The organism is Peribacillus sp. YIM B13481 (genome assembly GCF_042787985.1).
GTDB classification, from domain to species: domain Bacteria; phylum Bacillota; class Bacilli; order Bacillales; family DSM-1321; genus Peribacillus; species Peribacillus simplex_A.
In genome coordinates, this window is record NZ_JBHZPE010000012.1 from 40,100 (window position 1) to 59,071 (window position 18,972).

An 18,972-nucleotide genomic window follows, 5' to 3' on the forward strand; every position below is an offset into this window, starting at 1 on the left:
AGCTTCCACTATAGTTTTAGAACTCAATTTCACCAATCGCCATTTCGACTAGTTTGACTATCTCTCCTTCATGAATTTGCCCATAAATCGTTTCAATATCAGGATAAAAAAATCGATCTTCCTTTACCATCGGGACCTGGTCGCGTATTAAATGGTACACACTCTCAGTAATCGGTGACGGTTTCAATGGGTGATGAAAATCCATTGCTTGCGTGGCCGTCATAAGTTCAATGGCTAAAATATATTCAAGTTTCTTTGAAATCTGATATGCTTTCTTCGAAGCATAATAGGCAAAACTTATCAGGTCTTCTTGGTTAGCGCATGTTGGAACATTATCTACGGTTGCAGGATGTGAAAGAACTCTAATTTCATTCAATAGTCCCGCAGCTGTATATTGTGGAATCATGTAGCCGCTATTTAACCCTGGATTAACTACTAAGAAATTAGGAAGTTCACTAAGGTGATGGTTTACTAGGCGATCAATTCTTCTTTCCGTAATTTTCGCTAAGTTCGCTAAGGCAATACACATTGTATCCGCGTAGATTCCTACGTAGGAACCATCAAAATTTCCACCCATGAGTGCAATTCCATCTTCCTCTTCCGGAAATATAATTGGATTGTCACTTGCAGAGTGCATCTCATTCTCTATAGTTACTGCAGCGTCCTTCAATACTCTCTTTACAGCACCATGAACTTGGGGAATACATCGTATGCTAAGCGCATCTTGTAATCTGTGTTCCTTGTATGTATCGATGATTTGGCTGCCCTCAAGAATTCTTGTTACATTTCTGGCTGTCTTGGCCTGTTCCTCATGTTTCTTTACCGTGTGGGAACGAGGATCAAATGCTTTAATTGTCCCTTTTAGCACTTCTAATGACATAGCTCCTGTAATGTCGGCAGTTTTCGCTGCTTGTATGCTATTGTATAAGGCTAACACAGCCATCGCTGTGACGGAAGTAGTTCCACTTATAAGTGCCAATCCTTCTTTAGCACCCAACGTAATAGGTGCTAATCCAGCATGCTCTAACGCTTCTATTCCAGGGATGAGCTCATCTTTATACCATGCCTTACCCTCTCCAATCAATACTAAGGCCATGTGAGCTTCAGGAGAAAGATATCCCACTGACCCATCCCCTGGAACAAACGGAACAATATCGTGATTTAATAGTGAAGCAATTAGTTTTAATACTTTTAAACTGACTCCTGAATAACCTTGGCCTAAATTCACAAGAATCATCAATTGAATGGCTCTCACTACTTCTCTTTCTAAAGGAGGACCAACAGACACCGCATGTGAACGAATAATATTTCGTTGAAGAGTTTCTGCATCTTCAGAAGAAATTACCTCTGTCATATTACTGCCAAATCCTGTTGTTACACCATATATCAATCTATTTTCATCTAAAAACTTGTCTATTAGGCTACGGGATTTATCCACCCTATCACAATATGTATGTGTAAAGGAAACTTTAGCCCCATATCTGGCAACCGCAATCACTTCATGGATTGAGATAGCACCATCCCCAAGTACAATCTCTTTAATCTCTTTAGGGTGTATACAATTTATAGTTGTCATGATTCAACACTCCTCACCTTTCGGAAAATATACTTCAAGATTAAACAAGGAGACGAAAGAAACGTTTCTACTCAATAATTTACTAGAAAATAATCTTATGTTATTTTCTTATTTTCTGTAAAGGGATTATCGATTCCCTTCGGAGAGTTTCCCGCTTCTAGCAATGGGTCACTTGCTTCATGTAAGGAAAGATTCTTCGTTTCAGGTGCCCAAGCGATCGACACGATCAAGCCGATTAGCAGAATGACTGCCATTCCTGCCATTGAGGTACCTAATCCGAATGAACTTAAGGAAACAGGCAGCAGAAATGTTCCAATTGCAGAACCGATTCGACTAATTGCAGTAACCATACCTATTCCAGAACCTCGAATCTCCGTTGGAAAAAGCTCTGCTGGGTATACTAATGTAAGATTCGATGCTGCTGACATGAAAAAAGTAAAGATCAAGAAGGCTGTCAACATTAAGAATTGAGAACCATTGTGTAAGAAGCTGAGTGAAAACAATGAAACAGTAAGGATTGTAAAAGCCCCGATGGTAAATCCTCTACGAGTAAATTTTGCAAGCAACCAAAGGCCAAAAATTGCCCCAACAAGCAAGAATAGATTTAACATTGTATCGGCAAAAAAGTTTTGTTCAAAACCCATTGTACTTAGTATAGACGGTAGGAAAGTGTAGATTGCAAAGTACGGAATAACAAGAGTTAATTTGAATATTCCACCAAAAGCCAGACGCTTACGAAGCTTTTTACCGAAAAGTCCACGAAATCCTAGAGTCTTTTGATTTTCAGCACCAGTAGTCGTTTCGCCCATTTCAACGTTCGATCCAAGGTGCTTTTTTACAATCTGGCGAGCTTCTTCGACACGCCCCATGCTGACAAGCCATCTTGGTGATTCAGGCGTCCCTATTCTTAAGACTAAAACCACAATAGCCGGAACAGCAGCACTAACAAGCATCCAACGCCATGAGTCTGAACCAACCTGTCCCAGGTAATGACCAACAAAGTTTGATGCTACATATCCAAGCGTCCATACTACGTTAATAGACGCGAGGAGCGAAGAGCGATACTTTTTTGGTGAAAATTCGGCGAGTAAAGTCGTACCGACAGCGTAATCTCCTCCAAGTCCAAAACCAATTAGTAACCGTAAAATAAAAAGCTGTTCTGGACTACTAACAAAAAATTGTAAAATAGTAGCTATCGTGATAAGTAAAAAGTTTACGAGAAAGATTTTCTGTCTGCCTACACGATCTGAAAGTCTTCCAAGGGCTAAAGATCCCGCAAACAGACCTATTAAAGCAGAACTGCCGATCAGCCCTGTCCACATTGAATTCATATTCATTTGAGGCCCGAATACTGTCAGGGCCATCGCAATGATCCCTAGAGAATAGCCATCACAGAAACTTGAACCGAATGTAAGTCCTGCAATTCGAAAATGAAACTTATTAAATGGGGCATCGTCAATTGTGAATTTTTGTTCGTTCAAAGAATCTCCTCCATTTTTTGATTTTTCAGATATATAAATCCAAAAAATACCTTTACTGCAATTATCAGGTAGCACCCCTGAAGTTTTTAGTTCACATAAAATAATGATATTTTGCCGACCCTATCAAATAAAGAATGTACACCTGCATGCAAGTTAAAATTTACTTACAGGTAGTTTTTCATCCACGATTCCCTTAAAACACCTTTACTTAATCTTCACTGTAAAGCGGTAAAGTGTTTAACGCTGACAATGGGTAGGATGATAATCCACCATCCTACGATTCAGCACTATTACATGTTGACAAATACTTCTATAGCCCATTCCATCCGCTGGATTTCCGACTTCAAGCGAACCTACCTTTTCTTGCTGTTGATTGCACAAGCAGTATTGTATGTTACCGCCGTAAGTGCTTCAGCAGGGGTAAAACGCATCGCGATTCATGCCAGGTTCATGACAAGAGGCTTAGAAAAGTCGGCGGCGAGGATCCGGGATTGCAATCGGTCTAAATGGCAACAGCTACACCTTCCTCAACCATTCAACGTCCTTGGGCCGCATCTTCTCTTAAATTCAAAGCTGTGGCTGGAAGCAAGCAGGCAATGGTTCCTGACTTAGCCATGACTTGAATCCCTCTTCGGAAGCCTATAAATGCTCAGCAGAAATAGCCCCTATTTTGGCAGCTAGTTCCGCGCCCTCGTTTGGTTCTATTTCATCAGCATGAATTTTAGGATCAATCCGTACTTTTTCCCGGCCTTTAAAATACCCTCTGATTGTTCAGGGGTAAAGACTCCCTTTTCACAAAAGCCATCATTGAATTCAGCAAGCTTTTCTTGTGAAGATTGGAAGCATATTATTAATCAGATAATCGACAAATTCATCCTCAGGCCCTTATAATCCTTGGGAACCGCATGGGCTCTCATAATAGTAGGAACTAGATCAATCGGATGCTCTTCCTGTAACTTCTCTATTCTTTTTAAAGTGAAATGAAATAAATTTTAAACATATTCTGTAATTAATACACACATGATTACTTATCTTAGCTAACCAGATTATTGGTAGCTTCAGATGAGTTACCTTGTTTGCCTGGTTTCACGAAAACCATGGCTATCATGCCAATCGTTACGGCTATTGAAGCAGCGATAAACATGGCATTATATCCATATATGGCGACAAGACTTCCTGTTAGGGTTGGGGCAATAATAGTCGCTAGATTCGCAATAAAATGAGTTACTCCCCCAAAAGTTCCTGCTTTATTTGGTTCTGTATCCAGAACCACAATCCAATAGATGGAATTTGGTAAATAATTAAAGGCATTGCCTATACACATTAATGCAAGTACTGCGGCAGCACTCTCGACAGTTGGGATCAACATAAAACAAACAGCTGTACAAAATAAGGATGCTACTGTGAACCAAGATCTGGCAATACGTAAATTCCCTGTTTTTCTACGTAATATATCCGAGATTTTACCACCTAATAGTCCAGTGATAATAGCTCCTACCCAGGGAATCATACCAATATATGAAAGAGAAGAAAGTGAATAATTAAATTCATCTTGCAGATATTTTGGAGTCCATGTAAGTAATAAAATATTTACATATAAAAAGGCAAAATATCCAATGGCATTAAATACTAACGTAGGGTTTTTAAAAAAATGGTACCATGGCACATTTATTTGTTCGTCTAATTTCGTCTCACCTTTAATTAAAATATCTGCTCTTCGAATTTCTTCTAGTTCGGTTTTCGAAACTCTTGGATGATCTTCAGGTAAGTTTGTAAATACTTTGTTCCAAATTGCTACCCAAATAAAGCCTAATATACCGAGAATAACAAATGTTACTTTCCAGTTAGTGAATGTTAGAAGACCTACTACGATGGGTGCAGTAATTAATGCTCCAATTGGCGTTCCAACTAATCCAAGTGCTACAGCAAACCCTTTTTCCTTAGGGGATACCCAGTTTGCCATCGTTCGGTTCATCGTTGATAAGGTAGGTCCTTCAGCAAACCCAAATAATACACGAAATACAGCAAATCCTGCTAATGCAGACCCTCCAAAAAATGCTGCACCTATGTGACCTGCGAATATTGTCCCGATTTCAAAAAAAGACCATGTGGTTCCAGCAATGATCCACATGAATTTCGGGCCTTTTTTATCTGCCAATGCTCCTCCAAATAGCGCACCGAATATATAACCATATCCAAAGTAACCTAGTATTGCTCCCCAACTTACTGGATCTAAATTGAACTCCTTGATGATTTCAGCTTGGGCATATGAAAGTGCACCTCTATCAATATAATTAATGATTGTAATAAGAATAATCATAAAAATGATAAAATAACGATAGTTATTTCTCAACATGTAATCCCCGCCTTGATGTTTATTAGAGAGCAGCAATACTTACTGATTTTAAATATAAAAACAGTAATCCTGCCCTTTATCTAGTTTTTTCTCTTGTTGTAAGGTATAAAAGCCTTTTTACATCCGCCATAATTTCAGCGGATATAAAGAGGCTCCTGATACACTGATTGAAGTCCATCAAATGGTTGTTTCATGAGAGATACGGTCAACCAAATGATGGGCGATAGGTATAGCTCTCTTCTTTTAGTGAATTTTATAAACCAGTCAGACTTTTGGATTCAGTCTTCACTCTATCATTCACAACTTGCACACCCTTTTTCCATACGGACTTAACGTGATTGACACCAAATAAATATTGCAATTCCTGATAGTTTTCTACATTCCATAAAACGACATCCGCTTGTTTTCCGACTTCAAGCGAACCTACCTTTTCTTGTCTGTTGATTGCACAAGCAGCATTGTATGTTGCGGCCGTTAGTGCTTCAGCAGGGGTAAGCCGCATCGAGATGCATGCCAGGTTCATGACAAGAGGCATGGAAGTCGTCGGCGAGGATCCAGGATTGCAATCGGTCGAAATGGCAACTGCTACACCTTCATCAACCATTCGGCGTCCTGGAGCCGCATCTTCTCTTAAATACAAAGCTGTGGCTGGAAGCAAGCAGGCAATGGTTCCTGACTTAGCCATGGCTTGAATCCCCTCTTCGGAAGCCTTTAATAAATGTTCAGCTGAAATCGCTCCTATTTCGGCAGCCAGTTCTGCTCCACCGTATGGCTCAATTTCATCGGCATGAATTTTAGGGATCAAACCGTACTTTTTTCCTGCCTTTAAAATACGCTCTGATTGTTCAGGGGTAAAAACCCCCTTTTCACAAAATACATCATTGAATTCAGCAAGCTTCTCTTCAGAGACAATTGGAAGCATATCATTTATCAAATGATCAACAAATTCATCCTCACGGCCTTTATAATCCTTTGGAACTGCATGGGCTCCCATAAAAGTAGGAACAAGGTCAATCGGATGCTCCTCCTGTAACTTCTTCATCACCCGCAATTGCTTTAATTCAGTTTCCAAATTCATTCCGTAACCGCTTTTACCTTCTACTGTAGTCACGCCATGAGCAAGAAACGAATCAAGACGCCTTGTGGTTTGTTCCATCAACTCTTCTTCACTTGCTTCCCGGGTCATGCGGGTGGTTGCATGAATGCCCCCGCCCCCGTTCATTATGTCCATATATGTTGCACCTTCAAGACGCATTTCAAATTCACGCTCACGACTCCCGCCATATACAACATGCGTATGGGGATCAACTAGCCCTGGCGTCACTAAATGGCCAGAAGCATCGAAAACTTCAGCTTCATGCATTCTATCTGCATAGAGTTCTTCCAATTCTTTGGTCGTACCGATCGCTTGGATCAAACCAAATTCCATCCATATGCTTCCATCTTCGATCAACCCCAGCTCCGACATTGCCTCTTTGGAACGAGGACCTTTCCTATCAGAGGTAAGGGTAGCAAGTTGAGTGGCATGTTTTATCCAAATTGGTTTTGTCATTGTTTATCAATTCCTTTATCAAGCATTGGGATATTAATTCCTCTTTCACGAGCTGTTTCCTCTGCCAGTTCATACCCTGCATCAACATGACGCACTACGCCCATCCCAGGGTCCGTTGTCAACACTCTCTCAATCCTTGCTCCTGCTTCTTTGGTTCCGTCTGCCACAATTACAACGCCTGCATGCATGGAGTAACCCATTCCTACGCCGCCGCCATGATGTACGGAAACCCAGGTTGCACCGCCCACTGCATTCACCATTGCATTTAAGATCGGCCAGTCAGCCACTACATCCGAACCATCCTTCATGGCTTCCGTTTCACGATTCGGCGAAGCAACAGAGCCTGAATCCAAATGGTCACGCCCAATTACTATCGGGGCCTTCAATTCACCGCTTGCAACCATATCATTTAGGATTTTACCAAAACGGGCGCGCTCCCCATAACCAAGCCAGCATATGCGGGACGGCAGGCCTTGGAACTGGATTTTTTCTTGAGCCATTCTGATCCAGTTACATAAATGTTCATTATCAGCGAATTCGCGTAAAATCGCTTGGTCTGTTTTATAAATGTCTTCTGGATCACCAGATAAAGCCACCCAGCGGAATGGACCTTTACCTTCACAAAATTGTGGACGGATATAAGCTGGAACGAAGCCCGGGAAGTCAAAAGCATTCTCTACCCCTTCATCTTTCGCAACTTGACGGATATTGTTGCCATAATCAAACGTCACGGCTCCTTTTTCCATCATTTCAAGCATCGCTCTTACATGTTTGGCCATTGAAGCTTTAGAGAGTTTAATATACTCTTCCGGATTCGCATTCCGTAATTCTGCAGCTTCCTCCATAGACAAACCTGAAGGTGTATATCCATTTAGCGGATCATGGGCGGAAGTTTGATCAGTCAGGACATCCGGAATAAAGTTCCTTGCGATCATTTCAGGAAGAAGATCGGACGCATTCCCAATCAAACCGATAGATAAAGCTTTTCCAGCAAGTTTTGCTTCTTTAGCTAAACGAATGGCTTCATCCAAAGAATCCGTTTTCACATCGGTGTAACGGGTCTCAATCCTCCTGTCAATTCTTGTCTCATCAACATCGATCCCGATACAGACACCACCGTTCATCGTAACTGCTAGCGGCTGTGCCCCTCCCATTCCGCCTAAACCTGCAGTTAGAGTAATTGTGCCTTTTAACGAGTTATTGAAATGTTGTTTAGCAAGCTCGGCAAATGTCTCGTAAGTACCCTGAACGATTCCTTGCGAACCAATATAAATCCAGCTACCAGCTGTCATTTGCCCATACATCATCAATCCCTTTTTATCAAGTTCATGGAATGTTTCCCAGTTCGCATACGCCGGGACGATATTTGAATTTGCAAGCAGGACACGTGGTGCATCCGTATGCGTTTTAAAAATGGCCACTGGTTTCCCTGATTGGACCAATAAAGTTTCATCTTCTTCAAGCTCTTTTAGTGATTTGACGATTGCATCAAAGCATTCCCAGTTACGAGCTGCTTTCCCAATCCCTCCATATACCACCAAATCTTCTGGACGTTCTGCGACTTCAGGATCCAGATTATTCATCAGCATTCTAAGCACTGCCTCTTGTTGCCATCCTTTCGTATGCAAATCAGTACCTGTATAGCGGATAACCTTGTTTGTAATCGTGTTCATTTTTATTTCCCCCTTGGTTTTTGTTATATTTTCATTCTATATGAAAAATTCAGAATAATTTATTATAATTTAATGATTATTTTATAAAATAAATCAAAGTTTTGTAGTTAACTTTACTTTTTTACGAATAGTATTAATAATTTAAAAAAGGACGATTCAATATAACTGAATCGTCCTTTTTTATAATCCAGACCGATAAGCTGATGGTGTACAAGCTTCAAGCAGTTTGAATTTGGCATTGAAATAGGTTTGATGTGAATAACCGGCTAATTGTGCGATTTCCTCCAATGATAAATCCGTTTCCTTTAATAAGCGTTTAGCTTCCCTAATTCGAACTTGATGCAGCGTATTGCGAAAAGACTCGCCGGATTCAGCCGCAAAACGACGGCTGAGTGTGCTTTTATTGACACGCAGAGTATCTGCACAGGTCGCTAGATTCCACTGGGCGTCCCAATAGTTGGACTCGATCAGCTCTCTTGCTTTTTCGCTAAGTGTACGAGCTCCTTCCTGTAATTGCCCATGATCCTGCAGAAGTAAATGGGTGGTGAACGCATGCAGCTCTTTTACTATTTGATGAATGACTGGTTTATGGACGATTTGCTGAAATACGTCATAGTATATTGCTTCTAGAGAAGCATTTTGCAAATTATATGATTTCATATGCCTACGGATCTGCGCAAGTACGCTTGTAAGGCGAATACGAACGATTTCCGGGTCAGGGTATGGTTGTTGAAAAGTAAGGAATTCACGTTCGATCCAGTTCCTGATGGCTTTTGCATCCCGTCTTTCGAGCATTTCTATCCAAAGTCTTTGTTCAAGGGGAGTGAGGAATGGATCCATCTCCTGTGGCGAAGTTTGTTGACTTTCGGCTAAAATGATATCATATCCATCGAAAAAGATTTGTCTTGTAAATTCACGTGTTTGCTGGTACATCCTTTTTAAAGATTCATCAGGATTTGCCGCTTTTATTATGATGGCAAGAGGCTCATCCATTCTTTCTTTCCAGTGAGCCAGGAACGCTTGGTATTCTTCCTTATATACATCAGTTTCCTTTGTTTCCTGGACGCATAAAATAAAATCCGATAAAGCGAAGATTTGATTCTTCCCAGTAAAAGAATATCGTTGCAGTTCATCATAAACTAAAGGAAGGGTCTTGTTATCAGGTGTCAAAAATGCCACCATGGTTATTCGACTTTCATGCTTCCGGTCTGTCAAGAAGAAATCAGGATAACCAATATCAAGTGTTTTCTCACCATCCATGGCGTTTGTCGAGAAAAGACCTTGATCATTTCTCAATTGAAAACGCAATTGTTGGATATGCTTTACCAAATCCGCTGAAGAAAAAGGACGGAATAGGACATCTTCCGCACGAAAACGCAAGGCCCGATAAGCTGTTTGAAAGATTCGCTCAGATGAAATGCCTAACCATCGAATTCCCCTCCGCTTTAACGAAACACCCATCGCCTCACTTTCATCCGTCCAAATATCCATATCCAAAATAACGAATTCCGGTTGCTGATTACGAATGCCCTTTTCAAATTCTTCAATCGTTCTCCATAAGATCAGTCTAACTCCCGTTAGGTGCGACTCGACTATCCAACGAATTCCTTGAGCCTCAATCTCATCTTTTGCCACCAAATGAATTTCCACATCATCCCCCCATTTCCACCTCATATTCCTTTCATCTAATAAATATGAAGTCAGCCTTTGAAAGAAAAGGAATCCCAGGTCTTTACAAAGTAACTTGTATCTAATCTCCATTCTAATCCCGCCGAATACTTCAAACAAGTCATATTAAGCAGAACCTGCGATTAGGTTAATTTTGACGTGCTCAAACGGTACTTTATATCCATGGAAAGTGCCATTTCTAACACGTTATTAGCGGTATAACAATATGAAAATATTAAAAAAACACCATAGAAACTTGTGGTTTCCAATGATGTTTCTTAGTTTTCAGTGAAGAAAAATGTCATATAGGCAAAGAAACATCCACTGAAACCGTATAACCCGAATGATGTAATCGTTAACATCAGCACCATCATAAAGACACCATCTGAAAAGCCGCACCCGATAAATCCGGTAACTGCTATCAGGAGACAAACGAGCAAGTGTGGTTTATGTGCATTCGTCCGATCAGAATTCCAGCCAACAAATATAACCGCAGGTATACCGACTAACGAAGGAATCATCGCTAACCAGCCTATTTCTAAATTGGTTGTTGCATTTTCCGATAAAGATTTTATGATGGTTGGCATCCAGAATGACAATCCATAGATAGATGTGTACCCAGCGAAATAAAAAAGTGCCAACTTCCAGATTTTCGAATCCTTCAGCATATCAAGCTTAGTGACTTTATTTATTTTCGAGCTTACTTTTCTTTCAGCACTTAACTCCCCTTCTAACCAATCGCTTTCTTCCTTAGATAACCATTTAGCGTTAGTAGGTCTATTAGTTAAATAGAAAACAACAACAATTCCAATAATAATGGCCGGAATGCCTTCAAGGATGAACATCCATCTCCACCCTGCCATACCGAACCAGGAAATATTGTCAAGAATCCATGTCGACACAGGTGCACCAATCAATCCGCCAATCGGTAAGGCTAAAAGCAGGGCCGCTGTTGCCCGTCCTCTTTCGCGGGCCCTGAACTAATAAGTTAAATACAAAATTATACCAGGGAAAAATCCAGCTTCGGCGACACCTAATAAAAAACGGAGAATGTATAAATGCATCGTTGTTTGCGCAAAACCTGTTAATATGACCACAAGTCCCCATGAAATCATTATACGGGCAATCCATATCCGAGCTCCCACTTTATGCATGATCATGTTGCTTGGAACTTCAAAGAAGAAATAGCCAATAAAGAAAATACCGGAAAGCAATCCAAAAACCTCAGCGGATAAGGCTAATTCTGCGTTCATTTGTAAAGCAGCATAGCCTAAATTGACCCTGTCCAAGTAAGCAATGCTATAAAGGATCAAGATAAATGGAAGAATGCGTCTCATCGTTTTATTGATCGTTCTTTTCTCTATTTCACCACTGAAATGATTCATGATTATTTCCTCCCTATTCAAGCTACCTTTTCCCAAAAAACATACGATTATAGCGGACTTTTCCTTGCTCCCCGACTCTCTGGTTCAATCCCGATACCACCAAATTCAATACCACCTCCCCTCCATTTACATTCATTGAACCCAACAATATTATTAAAACGAGTCCATATCCACAGGATAAAATAACCCTTCGTTCATGAAAGTTACTGATTGGATAGAGATCTTTAGGAAAATTTAATCACCCTTTTCACCCATTTTTTTAGAAAAACCTCCTGATTTCACTGGATTAACATCCCCTCATACATGATTCGGAACGTTAGAAAGCGCTTTCAGAATATACCAAATGAAATGAAGAAAGCGTTGTGATTATTCATAATTTACGATAGATTAAATAGACCATCCGCTCTCTAACTAGACTGTAGTCTGATATTAAACTACATAGGAATATTATGTCAATTATCCCTCAGTGGTTTTTCCATGATTGAACCAAGAAAGAAACAGCATACGGCAGAAAAGACTCGTGAAAAAATTCAAAAAATATCCTTAAAGCTATTTAGCGAAAAAGGTTATGATAAAGTTACAGTTGACGAAATCGTGAAAAAAAGCGGCACGTCAAAAGGGTCATTTTACCAACACTTTTCAGCAAAATCGGATATTTTTTTAGTAGGGTTCACAGAAGTCCATGAATACTATTGCGAAGTCTTCCATTCTTTCCCGGACGATACGGAAATTGATGTGGTTTTCTGGAAGAAGAAAATGAAAGTGATTTACTGGTCCGCATTAGATAAAACAGCTGACTGTTAATGAATATTAATCCCAGCAATCTCACTGAACGGTGTGGTAACTCCATTATTCTATAAAGTTCATACGTTTTTATTATTTCACTTGAGTGTCATACAGTTTTAACGAGGAGTCGAAAGCCAGTTATATGAAACGATTTTTCTTTATCATCCTATATGCAATATTATTTGGTTTTTCCCTGCAGGCCTTTCATTTCAAGCTTGACCACCCCATTGCAGAAGATATCAGCCGGTTGATGCCAGTTAAAATGAAAGCGATAAAGGCAGAAGATAGTGAAGAAGCAATCAAAAAGGTCGTTTTGGAAGCTGCAAAAAATGATGATCCCATTTCCATTGCCGGTATGCAGCATAGCCAAGGGGGACAGACACTATATCCAAAAGGAATCCTGCTTGATATGAAGCAATATGATAAGATCCTTGATTTGGATGTAAAAGAAAAACGCATCACGGTCCAAAGCGGAGCAACCTGGGCTGATCTACAGGGATATATCAACCCATATGGACTTGCACTGAAGGTCAGTCAATCCCAAAACATTTTTACCATAGGCGGTTCTTTGAGCGTTAATGTCCATGGCCGCGATATCCGTCATCATGCCTTGATAGAAACCGTGGAATCTTTTAGATTGCTTAACGCGAAAGGACAAATCCTGACGGTGAGCCGCGATGAAAATCCGGAGCTCTTCTCTTCGGTTATTGGCGGATACGGTTTGTTTGGAGTGATACTTGATGTGACACTCCAACTTACCGATGACGAACTTTATAAAATTAAAACTAAATCACTCCATTATGATGAATATACATCGTATTTTAAAAGAGATGTTCTTCAAAACGATGATGTCAAAATGCATCTGGCAAGAATATCTGTTGCTCCTGGCTCCTATTTGGACGAAATGTATGTAACGGATTATTATAGGGCAAATGACCAAGCACAGCTATCAAACTACAATACTCTCAAACGGGAAACGATCGTTGCCGTGCCTAAATTCTTTCTTGGTCTATCGCGTTATAATGACTGGGGTAAAAAAAGGTTTTGGGAAACTCAGGAGACTTACACGGCCAATATTGATGGTAACTTGGTTTCCAGGAACAATGTGATGCGGTCGGACTCTGCCTTTATGGATTACAGCAATCCCTCCAAAACTGAAGTGCTGCAAGAATACTTCATTCCGATTGATCAATTTGCTGATTATATCGATGACCTAAGAAAAACTTTATTAGATGAAAAAGATTTTAATTTATTAAATATTACAATTCGTTATGTGGAACATAATGATGAATCACTCATGTCCTATGCCAAAGATGATATGTTCGCACTTGTAATGCTCATCAATCAAGGGACAGATAACGAAAGTAAGGAAAATACGGGAAGGGTCATCCGCGACATGATCAATGTGACGCTTGACCATAATGGCAGCTACTATTTGCCCTATTATGGGTATCCAACCAAGACACAATTATTTGAAGCCTATCCGCGTACTGAGGAATTCTTTCAATTAAAAAAGAAATATGATCCTGATAACCGCTTCATGAATCTTTTCTATGAGGAGTACCATCCATGAATTATAAACGTTTCGTTTTTTACCAAGGCACTGTTGGAATGGCTGCCAGCATGATCTTCCCTTTTTATATTTTGCTAATCAAAAATGTAGGTACCAGCTATTCGCAATTCGGATGGGCATATGGCATATTCTCACTGACTGCTGCACTTAGTTACCCTCTAATCGGAAAATTAACTGATAAAGCCGGTGACAAAGCATTTCTCCTTATCTATTCATGGGGGATGGCACTTATCCTTCTTGCCTTTCCTCTCGCATATGAAATTTGGCATGTCTATCTCCTGCAGATTATTATGGGGGTTCTTGGGGCTGTTCAAAAAAATACTGAAAAAACGGTACTTGCAAGGTATGTTAAGAAAACAACTGCGGGTAAGGAAATTGGAAACTACCATGTTTGGACATCCATTGGTGCTGCAGCTGCCGTGATTGCAACCGGATATTTAGTCGACTTTTTAACGATTGGAAGCATCTTTTATCTTGCATCCTTAATGTTTGCCTGGAGTGGATTTATTATAATGAAGAGGGAGAAAAAAGCTTCACTATCTAATGCAGAATAAATAAAAATATAAGCATTTATTGCTGGTTACGATAATAAATCAGTTACCCTTTTTTAGTAAAAAGAAGCATCTGCTTAAACCTCAGTAGATGCTTCTTCTACAATAATTGAAATACTTAATAGCGTCGATATAGAATCTAGTTATCATAAAAAGGTTTGTAGTTCTTTTGCTATCTCTATCAATCATTCCATCTTACAAAGATAAATTAAACCTGCTTCCCTTTAACCACTTTCGCATCGCCATTTTTACGAATTCTAAAAGTACTGCGTTTATTTGTACAAAGCTATGGACCAGAGCATATAAAAAACTACTTTCTTATCAACTTTGTCATTAATTTTTTGTCTAAAAAAACTAATGACATCATAATTATACCCATTCCAATCAATTGATGAATAGACAACGCTTCATGTAAAAAGTAAAAGCCTAAAATCATTCCGATGACAGGCACTATATAATTACTAAATGAAGTAAATAAAGCGCCTTCTTGCCGAATCAGCCTATTAAATAATGCATAAACAACACCCGCATGGAATATGCCTAAAATCGCTAAGTAGATTGATTGGGATCGTTCTATATCCAATTTGAAAGATTGCTCAAACAAAAGGGACATGGGGATTAGAAATGCACTGGCAATCAGTAATACATTTCTCATATGGATAACGGAAGACCCCTCGTTTAATTTCTCCATGATAATCAATGATAATCCAAAACTCATGGCAGCCAATATCAATAGGATACTACCCTGAATACTGTTAAAAAAGTCTTGGAATCCTTGTGTTGGCCATGATAGGAAAGCAATACCTGCAAATCCGAATAGGATACTTGTAATCTCCCCCCTTGTGCTTTTTCTTTTGAAAAATGCTATTAAAAAGAGGATGGTAAAGACAGGAACCATTCCAATCAGCATCGCTGCGATACTGCTAGGCACCGTTTTCTGCCCTTGTGCAATAAACGCGAATGGCAGTACAACCTCGAAAACCGCAATGATTATATACCATTTATAATAACTCCTATTTACTCTGCGCTCTTCTTTTGATAAGAAAAAACCAATGAAGAGTAAACAGATACCACCGATATATGCTTTGATGGCTGACAAAGTAATAACCCCAACATCATCTATAACTAATGCAATAAAGAAGAATTGAGATCCCCATATACCACTAATCAAGAGTAACAACACATATTTATTCATTCACTTTACCTCCCTTTTCATCAATGGCTCGGCAATAGTTTTACTAATATGCTTTGACCGATTTCCACCAAAATAGTTCGTGCCGATTACACCAACAAGAATAATCATTGCACCTACAACGTGATAATAGTGAATGGTTTCATGTAAGAAAATTACCCCAGCTATGATCGTAATCAATGTCGCTAAATTACTAAAAACGCTCATTTTAGAGGCAGGTAATATAGATAATGCATAGTTTGATAAAAAACCAGTAAGCAGTGACGATAATGCACCAAGATATACGATTGAAATAAGAAATGAACTACTTGTTAAGGGTAAAAAAAAGCTACTAATTGATTGATTATTTATATGGTTGATGATGGCCATACTATTAAAAGCAACAAAACCAAAGAACGTCATCACATAAGTTAATGTAAATAGTGAATATTGCTTTGTTAACGTCCTTGCTACCACATTATAGAGAGCGGCAGCAATTGAGGATAATAAGATCAGGATCGTTCCTTTCAAACTATGAGCCTCAAGTTGCAAGTCATTCATGACAAAGATAAAGATAACCCCCATCACAGATACATAAAGGAAAAATTTTTGACTTTTACCCGCATATTCTTTCAAAAATAATGAAGCTGATAATAACGTGAAAATTGGTATGGTCGCTTGGATAATACCCGCCTCTGAAGATGAGGTATATACGAGACCAAACACTTGAAAGGTAAAGAATGAAATTGGATAAAGGAGCACCAACGGAAGAATTTTCAAAGTATCCTTTGCACTCATTTTCACTGATGTCCTCCTATACAGCTTATAAATTATCGCGATCAAAAAAGCCATCGTAAATCTATGTGCCAATATATCTAGCGGACTCGCTTCCATTAATGATATCTTTGTGAAAATAAATGAAAATCCAATAATAAAAGCATATAGTATCGCCGCAAAATAGGCTTTTTTTTGTTCTGGCATATTAAGTAATTCCTCCTTTTCAACACCCGGCCGGTTGTTAATATCGTATTAAAAGCTTCACTACGATACAATACAAATAAGAAGCATCTGTAACGGTACAGTTTTTAGGAGGAATTCATGTTAAAATACGAAGCTTTGTTTAATGAATTTGAATCTCTGATCCAAAATGGACAGCTCAAAGCGGGCTTTAAACTCCCATCGATTCGTCGATTAAGCGAACAACATCAATGTAGTAAAAGTACAGTCTTGAAAGCCCTGCAAGAATTGGAAAAGAGGCATTTAATCTACGCGGTTCCTAAAAGTGGATATTATGTCGTTCAAAAAGAATTTGATGGTAAAAGTGAACCAACCGCGGAAATCGACTTTGTTACCTCCGCTCCCTCTTGGCATCAATTTCCGTATCATGACTTTCAACATTGTATCAACAAAGCCATCGATACCTATCAGCAAGAATTGTTTATCTATGGCACCCCAAAAGGACTACCCTCTTTAATTAAAGTGATACAAAAACAATTAGAGCAGTATCAGGTTTTCGCAAAAGAAGAACAGATTTTCATTACTTCTGGCGTGCAACAAGCACTTTCCTTATTAACGTTCATCCCATTTCCTAATGAACGTACCCATATACTTGTTGAACAGCCTAGTTATCATCTATTTGTGGATCAATTGAAAGCGTACAAGATTTCCGTGCTAGGAATCCAACGAACAGCAGCAGGTATTGACTTTGGGGAATTAGAGCGGATTTTTAGCAGTCAGAAAATTAAATTCTTTTATACGATGCCCCGTTTCCATAATCCGTTAGGGACTTCTTATTCTAAAAAGGATCGAGAAGAGATACTAAAACTTGCTGTAAAGTATGGTGTCTATATTGTAGAAGATGATTATTTAGCAGATTTCGAAGAGAATATGAAGGTAGACCCCATTTTTTCCGGGGATACTCATCACATGGTCATTTATTTAAAAAGCTTCTCTAAAATAATGTTTCCAGGATTGCGCATAGGTGTTGCCGTATTGCCTAAACCATTAGCGGTCAACTTTCAACTTTATAAAAGAACAGCGGATATTGATAGTTCAATGATTTCACAAGCAGCCTTGGAAATCTATATAAAGAGCGGTATGTTTGAACGCCATAGAAACAAAGTACGTCTGTCCTATCTAGGGCGTGCAAAATTGCTATATGATGCTCTAGAAAAGCACTCTGCTCAAGGCTTTTATCGCCCATCATCCATATGTATGAACGCTCATATCGTACTGCCTCATCGTTTAAATAGTGCTCACCTCATCAAAAACTTACAAAATCAACAAGTACTGGTAGAGACGATAGGTCAAAATTATATAGATGATTTTCACCAGGAAAAAATATTAAAGATAAACGTGTCCAATACAAATATACAAAAACTTGACCAAGGAATAGCTCTCATTTTTAAAGAATTGAATAACAAGCAAAATTATTACTTATAGAACTTTTACATAATGTATAGCCACTATATAGCAAAAATTAGTGGAAATATTTTTTGCTATTGTAATACTGAAAACATGGGCAAATGAGCACAAACAAAAGAGAGCCAATTAGAATTGGCTCTCAACAATGTTTCTCTTATCAGTCCACTTTATTTATAAAATTTTATACGATCCTCAAGTGGTTTGAACTCTTTATCACCCGGTTGAGCTGCTGGATTTCCAAATGGCATTTGCGCAATCAATTTCCAATTACTTGGGACATCCCATTCTTTTTTCACTTCATCATCAATTAGAGGATTATAATGCTGTAAAGTTGCTCCCAACCCTTCTGCTTCAAGTGCAGTCCAAATAACTAATTGATGCATCCCTGATGTTTGTTGTGACCAGATAGGGAAGTTATCGGCATAAGTTGCAAATTGTTCTTGAAGTGATTTCACAACAGATTCATCTTCAAAGAATAAAACTGACCCATATCCCGCTTTAAAGGAATCCATTTTTTGTTGAGTGCCAGAGAAATCTCCCTCTCCAACAGCTTTCCTTAACGCTTGCGTCGTAATATCCCATAATTTATCATGTGCTGAGCCTGTCAAAACAACAAGTCGGGAAGATTGGGAATTAAAAGCCGATGGAGTGTGTTTTACGGCAAATTCAACAATTTCTTTAATTTTCTCATCCGATACTTGGATATCTTTATTGATTCCATAATATGAACGTCTCTCTTTAATGGCCGTGTAAAAATCTTTTGTCATGAGTAATTC

The 18,972-nt window shown here is 39.1% G+C and carries 13 protein-coding genes and 2 pseudogenes; 4 read left to right on the plus strand and 11 right to left on the minus strand.

Annotated elements, in window-relative coordinates; all coding sequences use genetic code 11:
• Nucleotides 1-16 precede the first annotated feature (16 nt).
• The 8 genes and pseudogenes from hutH to ACFX4X_RS09785 form a co-directional block, all read right to left on the minus strand.
• Nucleotides 17-1,576: a histidine ammonia-lyase gene (gene hutH / locus ACFX4X_RS09750; protein WP_377383113.1), complete on the minus strand. Its 1,560-nt coding sequence runs from the start codon at nt 1,574-1,576 to the stop codon at nt 17-19.
• A 95-nt stretch (nt 1,577-1,671) separates the two neighbouring features.
• On the minus strand, nt 1,672-3,057 hold the full coding sequence (locus ACFX4X_RS09755) for an MFS transporter (protein WP_284471017.1): 1,386 nt from the start codon (nt 3,055-3,057) through the stop codon (nt 1,672-1,674).
• A 324-nt stretch (nt 3,058-3,381) separates the two neighbouring features.
• Nucleotides 3,382-4,031: pseudogene (locus ACFX4X_RS09760) on the minus strand (amidohydrolase family protein); the annotation flags it as partial.
• 59 nt (nt 4,032-4,090) lie between these two features.
• Complete coding sequence (locus ACFX4X_RS09765; protein ID WP_377383115.1) at nt 4,091-5,413, minus strand: MFS transporter; 1,323 nt, start codon at nt 5,411-5,413, stop codon at nt 4,091-4,093.
• A gap of 253 nt (nt 5,414-5,666) precedes the next feature.
• Nucleotides 5,667-6,965 (minus strand): imidazolonepropionase, encoded by a 1,299-nt coding sequence (gene hutI, locus ACFX4X_RS09770; RefSeq protein ID WP_377383117.1) that lies wholly within the window; start codon nt 6,963-6,965, stop codon nt 5,667-5,669.
• Nucleotides 6,962-8,638: a urocanate hydratase gene (hutU, locus tag ACFX4X_RS09775; protein WP_125162074.1), complete on the minus strand. Its 1,677-nt coding sequence runs from the start codon at nt 8,636-8,638 to the stop codon at nt 6,962-6,964. Before hutU ends, hutI begins: the two co-directional genes overlap by 4 nt.
• Before the next feature lie 180 nt (nt 8,639-8,818).
• Nucleotides 8,819-10,312: a helix-turn-helix domain-containing protein gene (locus tag ACFX4X_RS09780; RefSeq protein WP_377383119.1), complete on the minus strand. Its 1,494-nt coding sequence runs from the start codon at nt 10,310-10,312 to the stop codon at nt 8,819-8,821.
• A gap of 272 nt (nt 10,313-10,584) precedes the next feature.
• Nucleotides 10,585-11,691: pseudogene (locus ACFX4X_RS09785) on the minus strand (MFS transporter).
• Between the two features lie 477 nt (nt 11,692-12,168).
• Between ACFX4X_RS09785 and ACFX4X_RS09790 the strand changes: the two are divergent.
• The 3 genes from ACFX4X_RS09790 (at nt 12,169) to ACFX4X_RS09800 (ending at nt 14,604) form a co-directional block, all read left to right on the plus strand.
• A complete protein-coding gene (locus ACFX4X_RS09790) occupies nt 12,169-12,495 on the plus strand; it encodes a TetR/AcrR family transcriptional regulator (protein WP_377383121.1) in 327 nt (108 codons plus the stop codon).
• Nucleotides 12,496-12,619: 124 nt separating this feature from the next.
• Nucleotides 12,620-14,050, plus strand: a complete 1,431-nt coding sequence (locus tag ACFX4X_RS09795) for an FAD-binding protein (protein ID WP_377383123.1) — start codon at nt 12,620-12,622, stop codon at nt 14,048-14,050.
• On the plus strand, nt 14,047-14,604 hold the full coding sequence (locus ACFX4X_RS09800; RefSeq protein ID WP_377383124.1) for an MFS transporter: 558 nt from the start codon (nt 14,047-14,049) through the stop codon (nt 14,602-14,604). Before ACFX4X_RS09795 ends, ACFX4X_RS09800 begins: the two co-directional genes overlap by 4 nt.
• A 307-nt stretch (nt 14,605-14,911) precedes the next feature.
• Here ACFX4X_RS09800 and ACFX4X_RS09805 read toward each other — a convergent pair whose 3' ends face one another.
• A complete protein-coding gene (locus ACFX4X_RS09805; protein WP_377383126.1) occupies nt 14,912-15,796 on the minus strand; it encodes a DMT family transporter in 885 nt (294 codons plus the stop codon).
• Nucleotides 15,797-16,753, minus strand: coding sequence for a DMT family transporter (locus ACFX4X_RS09810; RefSeq protein ID WP_284471026.1), 957 nt, complete (start codon nt 16,751-16,753; stop codon nt 15,797-15,799). It abuts the gene before it with no gap.
• A 117-nt stretch (nt 16,754-16,870) separates the two neighbouring features.
• On the opposite strand from ACFX4X_RS09810, the gene ACFX4X_RS09815 reads away from it, so the two are divergent.
• Nucleotides 16,871-18,214: an aminotransferase-like domain-containing protein gene (locus ACFX4X_RS09815; protein WP_377383128.1), complete on the plus strand. Its 1,344-nt coding sequence runs from the start codon at nt 16,871-16,873 to the stop codon at nt 18,212-18,214.
• A gap of 149 nt (nt 18,215-18,363) precedes the next feature.
• Here the strand turns inward: ACFX4X_RS09815 and ACFX4X_RS09820 are convergent, their stop codons facing one another.
• Nucleotides 18,364-18,963 carry a nitroreductase family protein gene (locus ACFX4X_RS09820; protein ID WP_377383174.1) on the minus strand — a complete coding sequence of 200 codons (600 nt, stop codon included), beginning with the start codon at nt 18,961-18,963 and terminating at the stop codon, nt 18,364-18,366.
• Between the last annotated feature and the right edge of the window lie 9 nt (nt 18,964-18,972).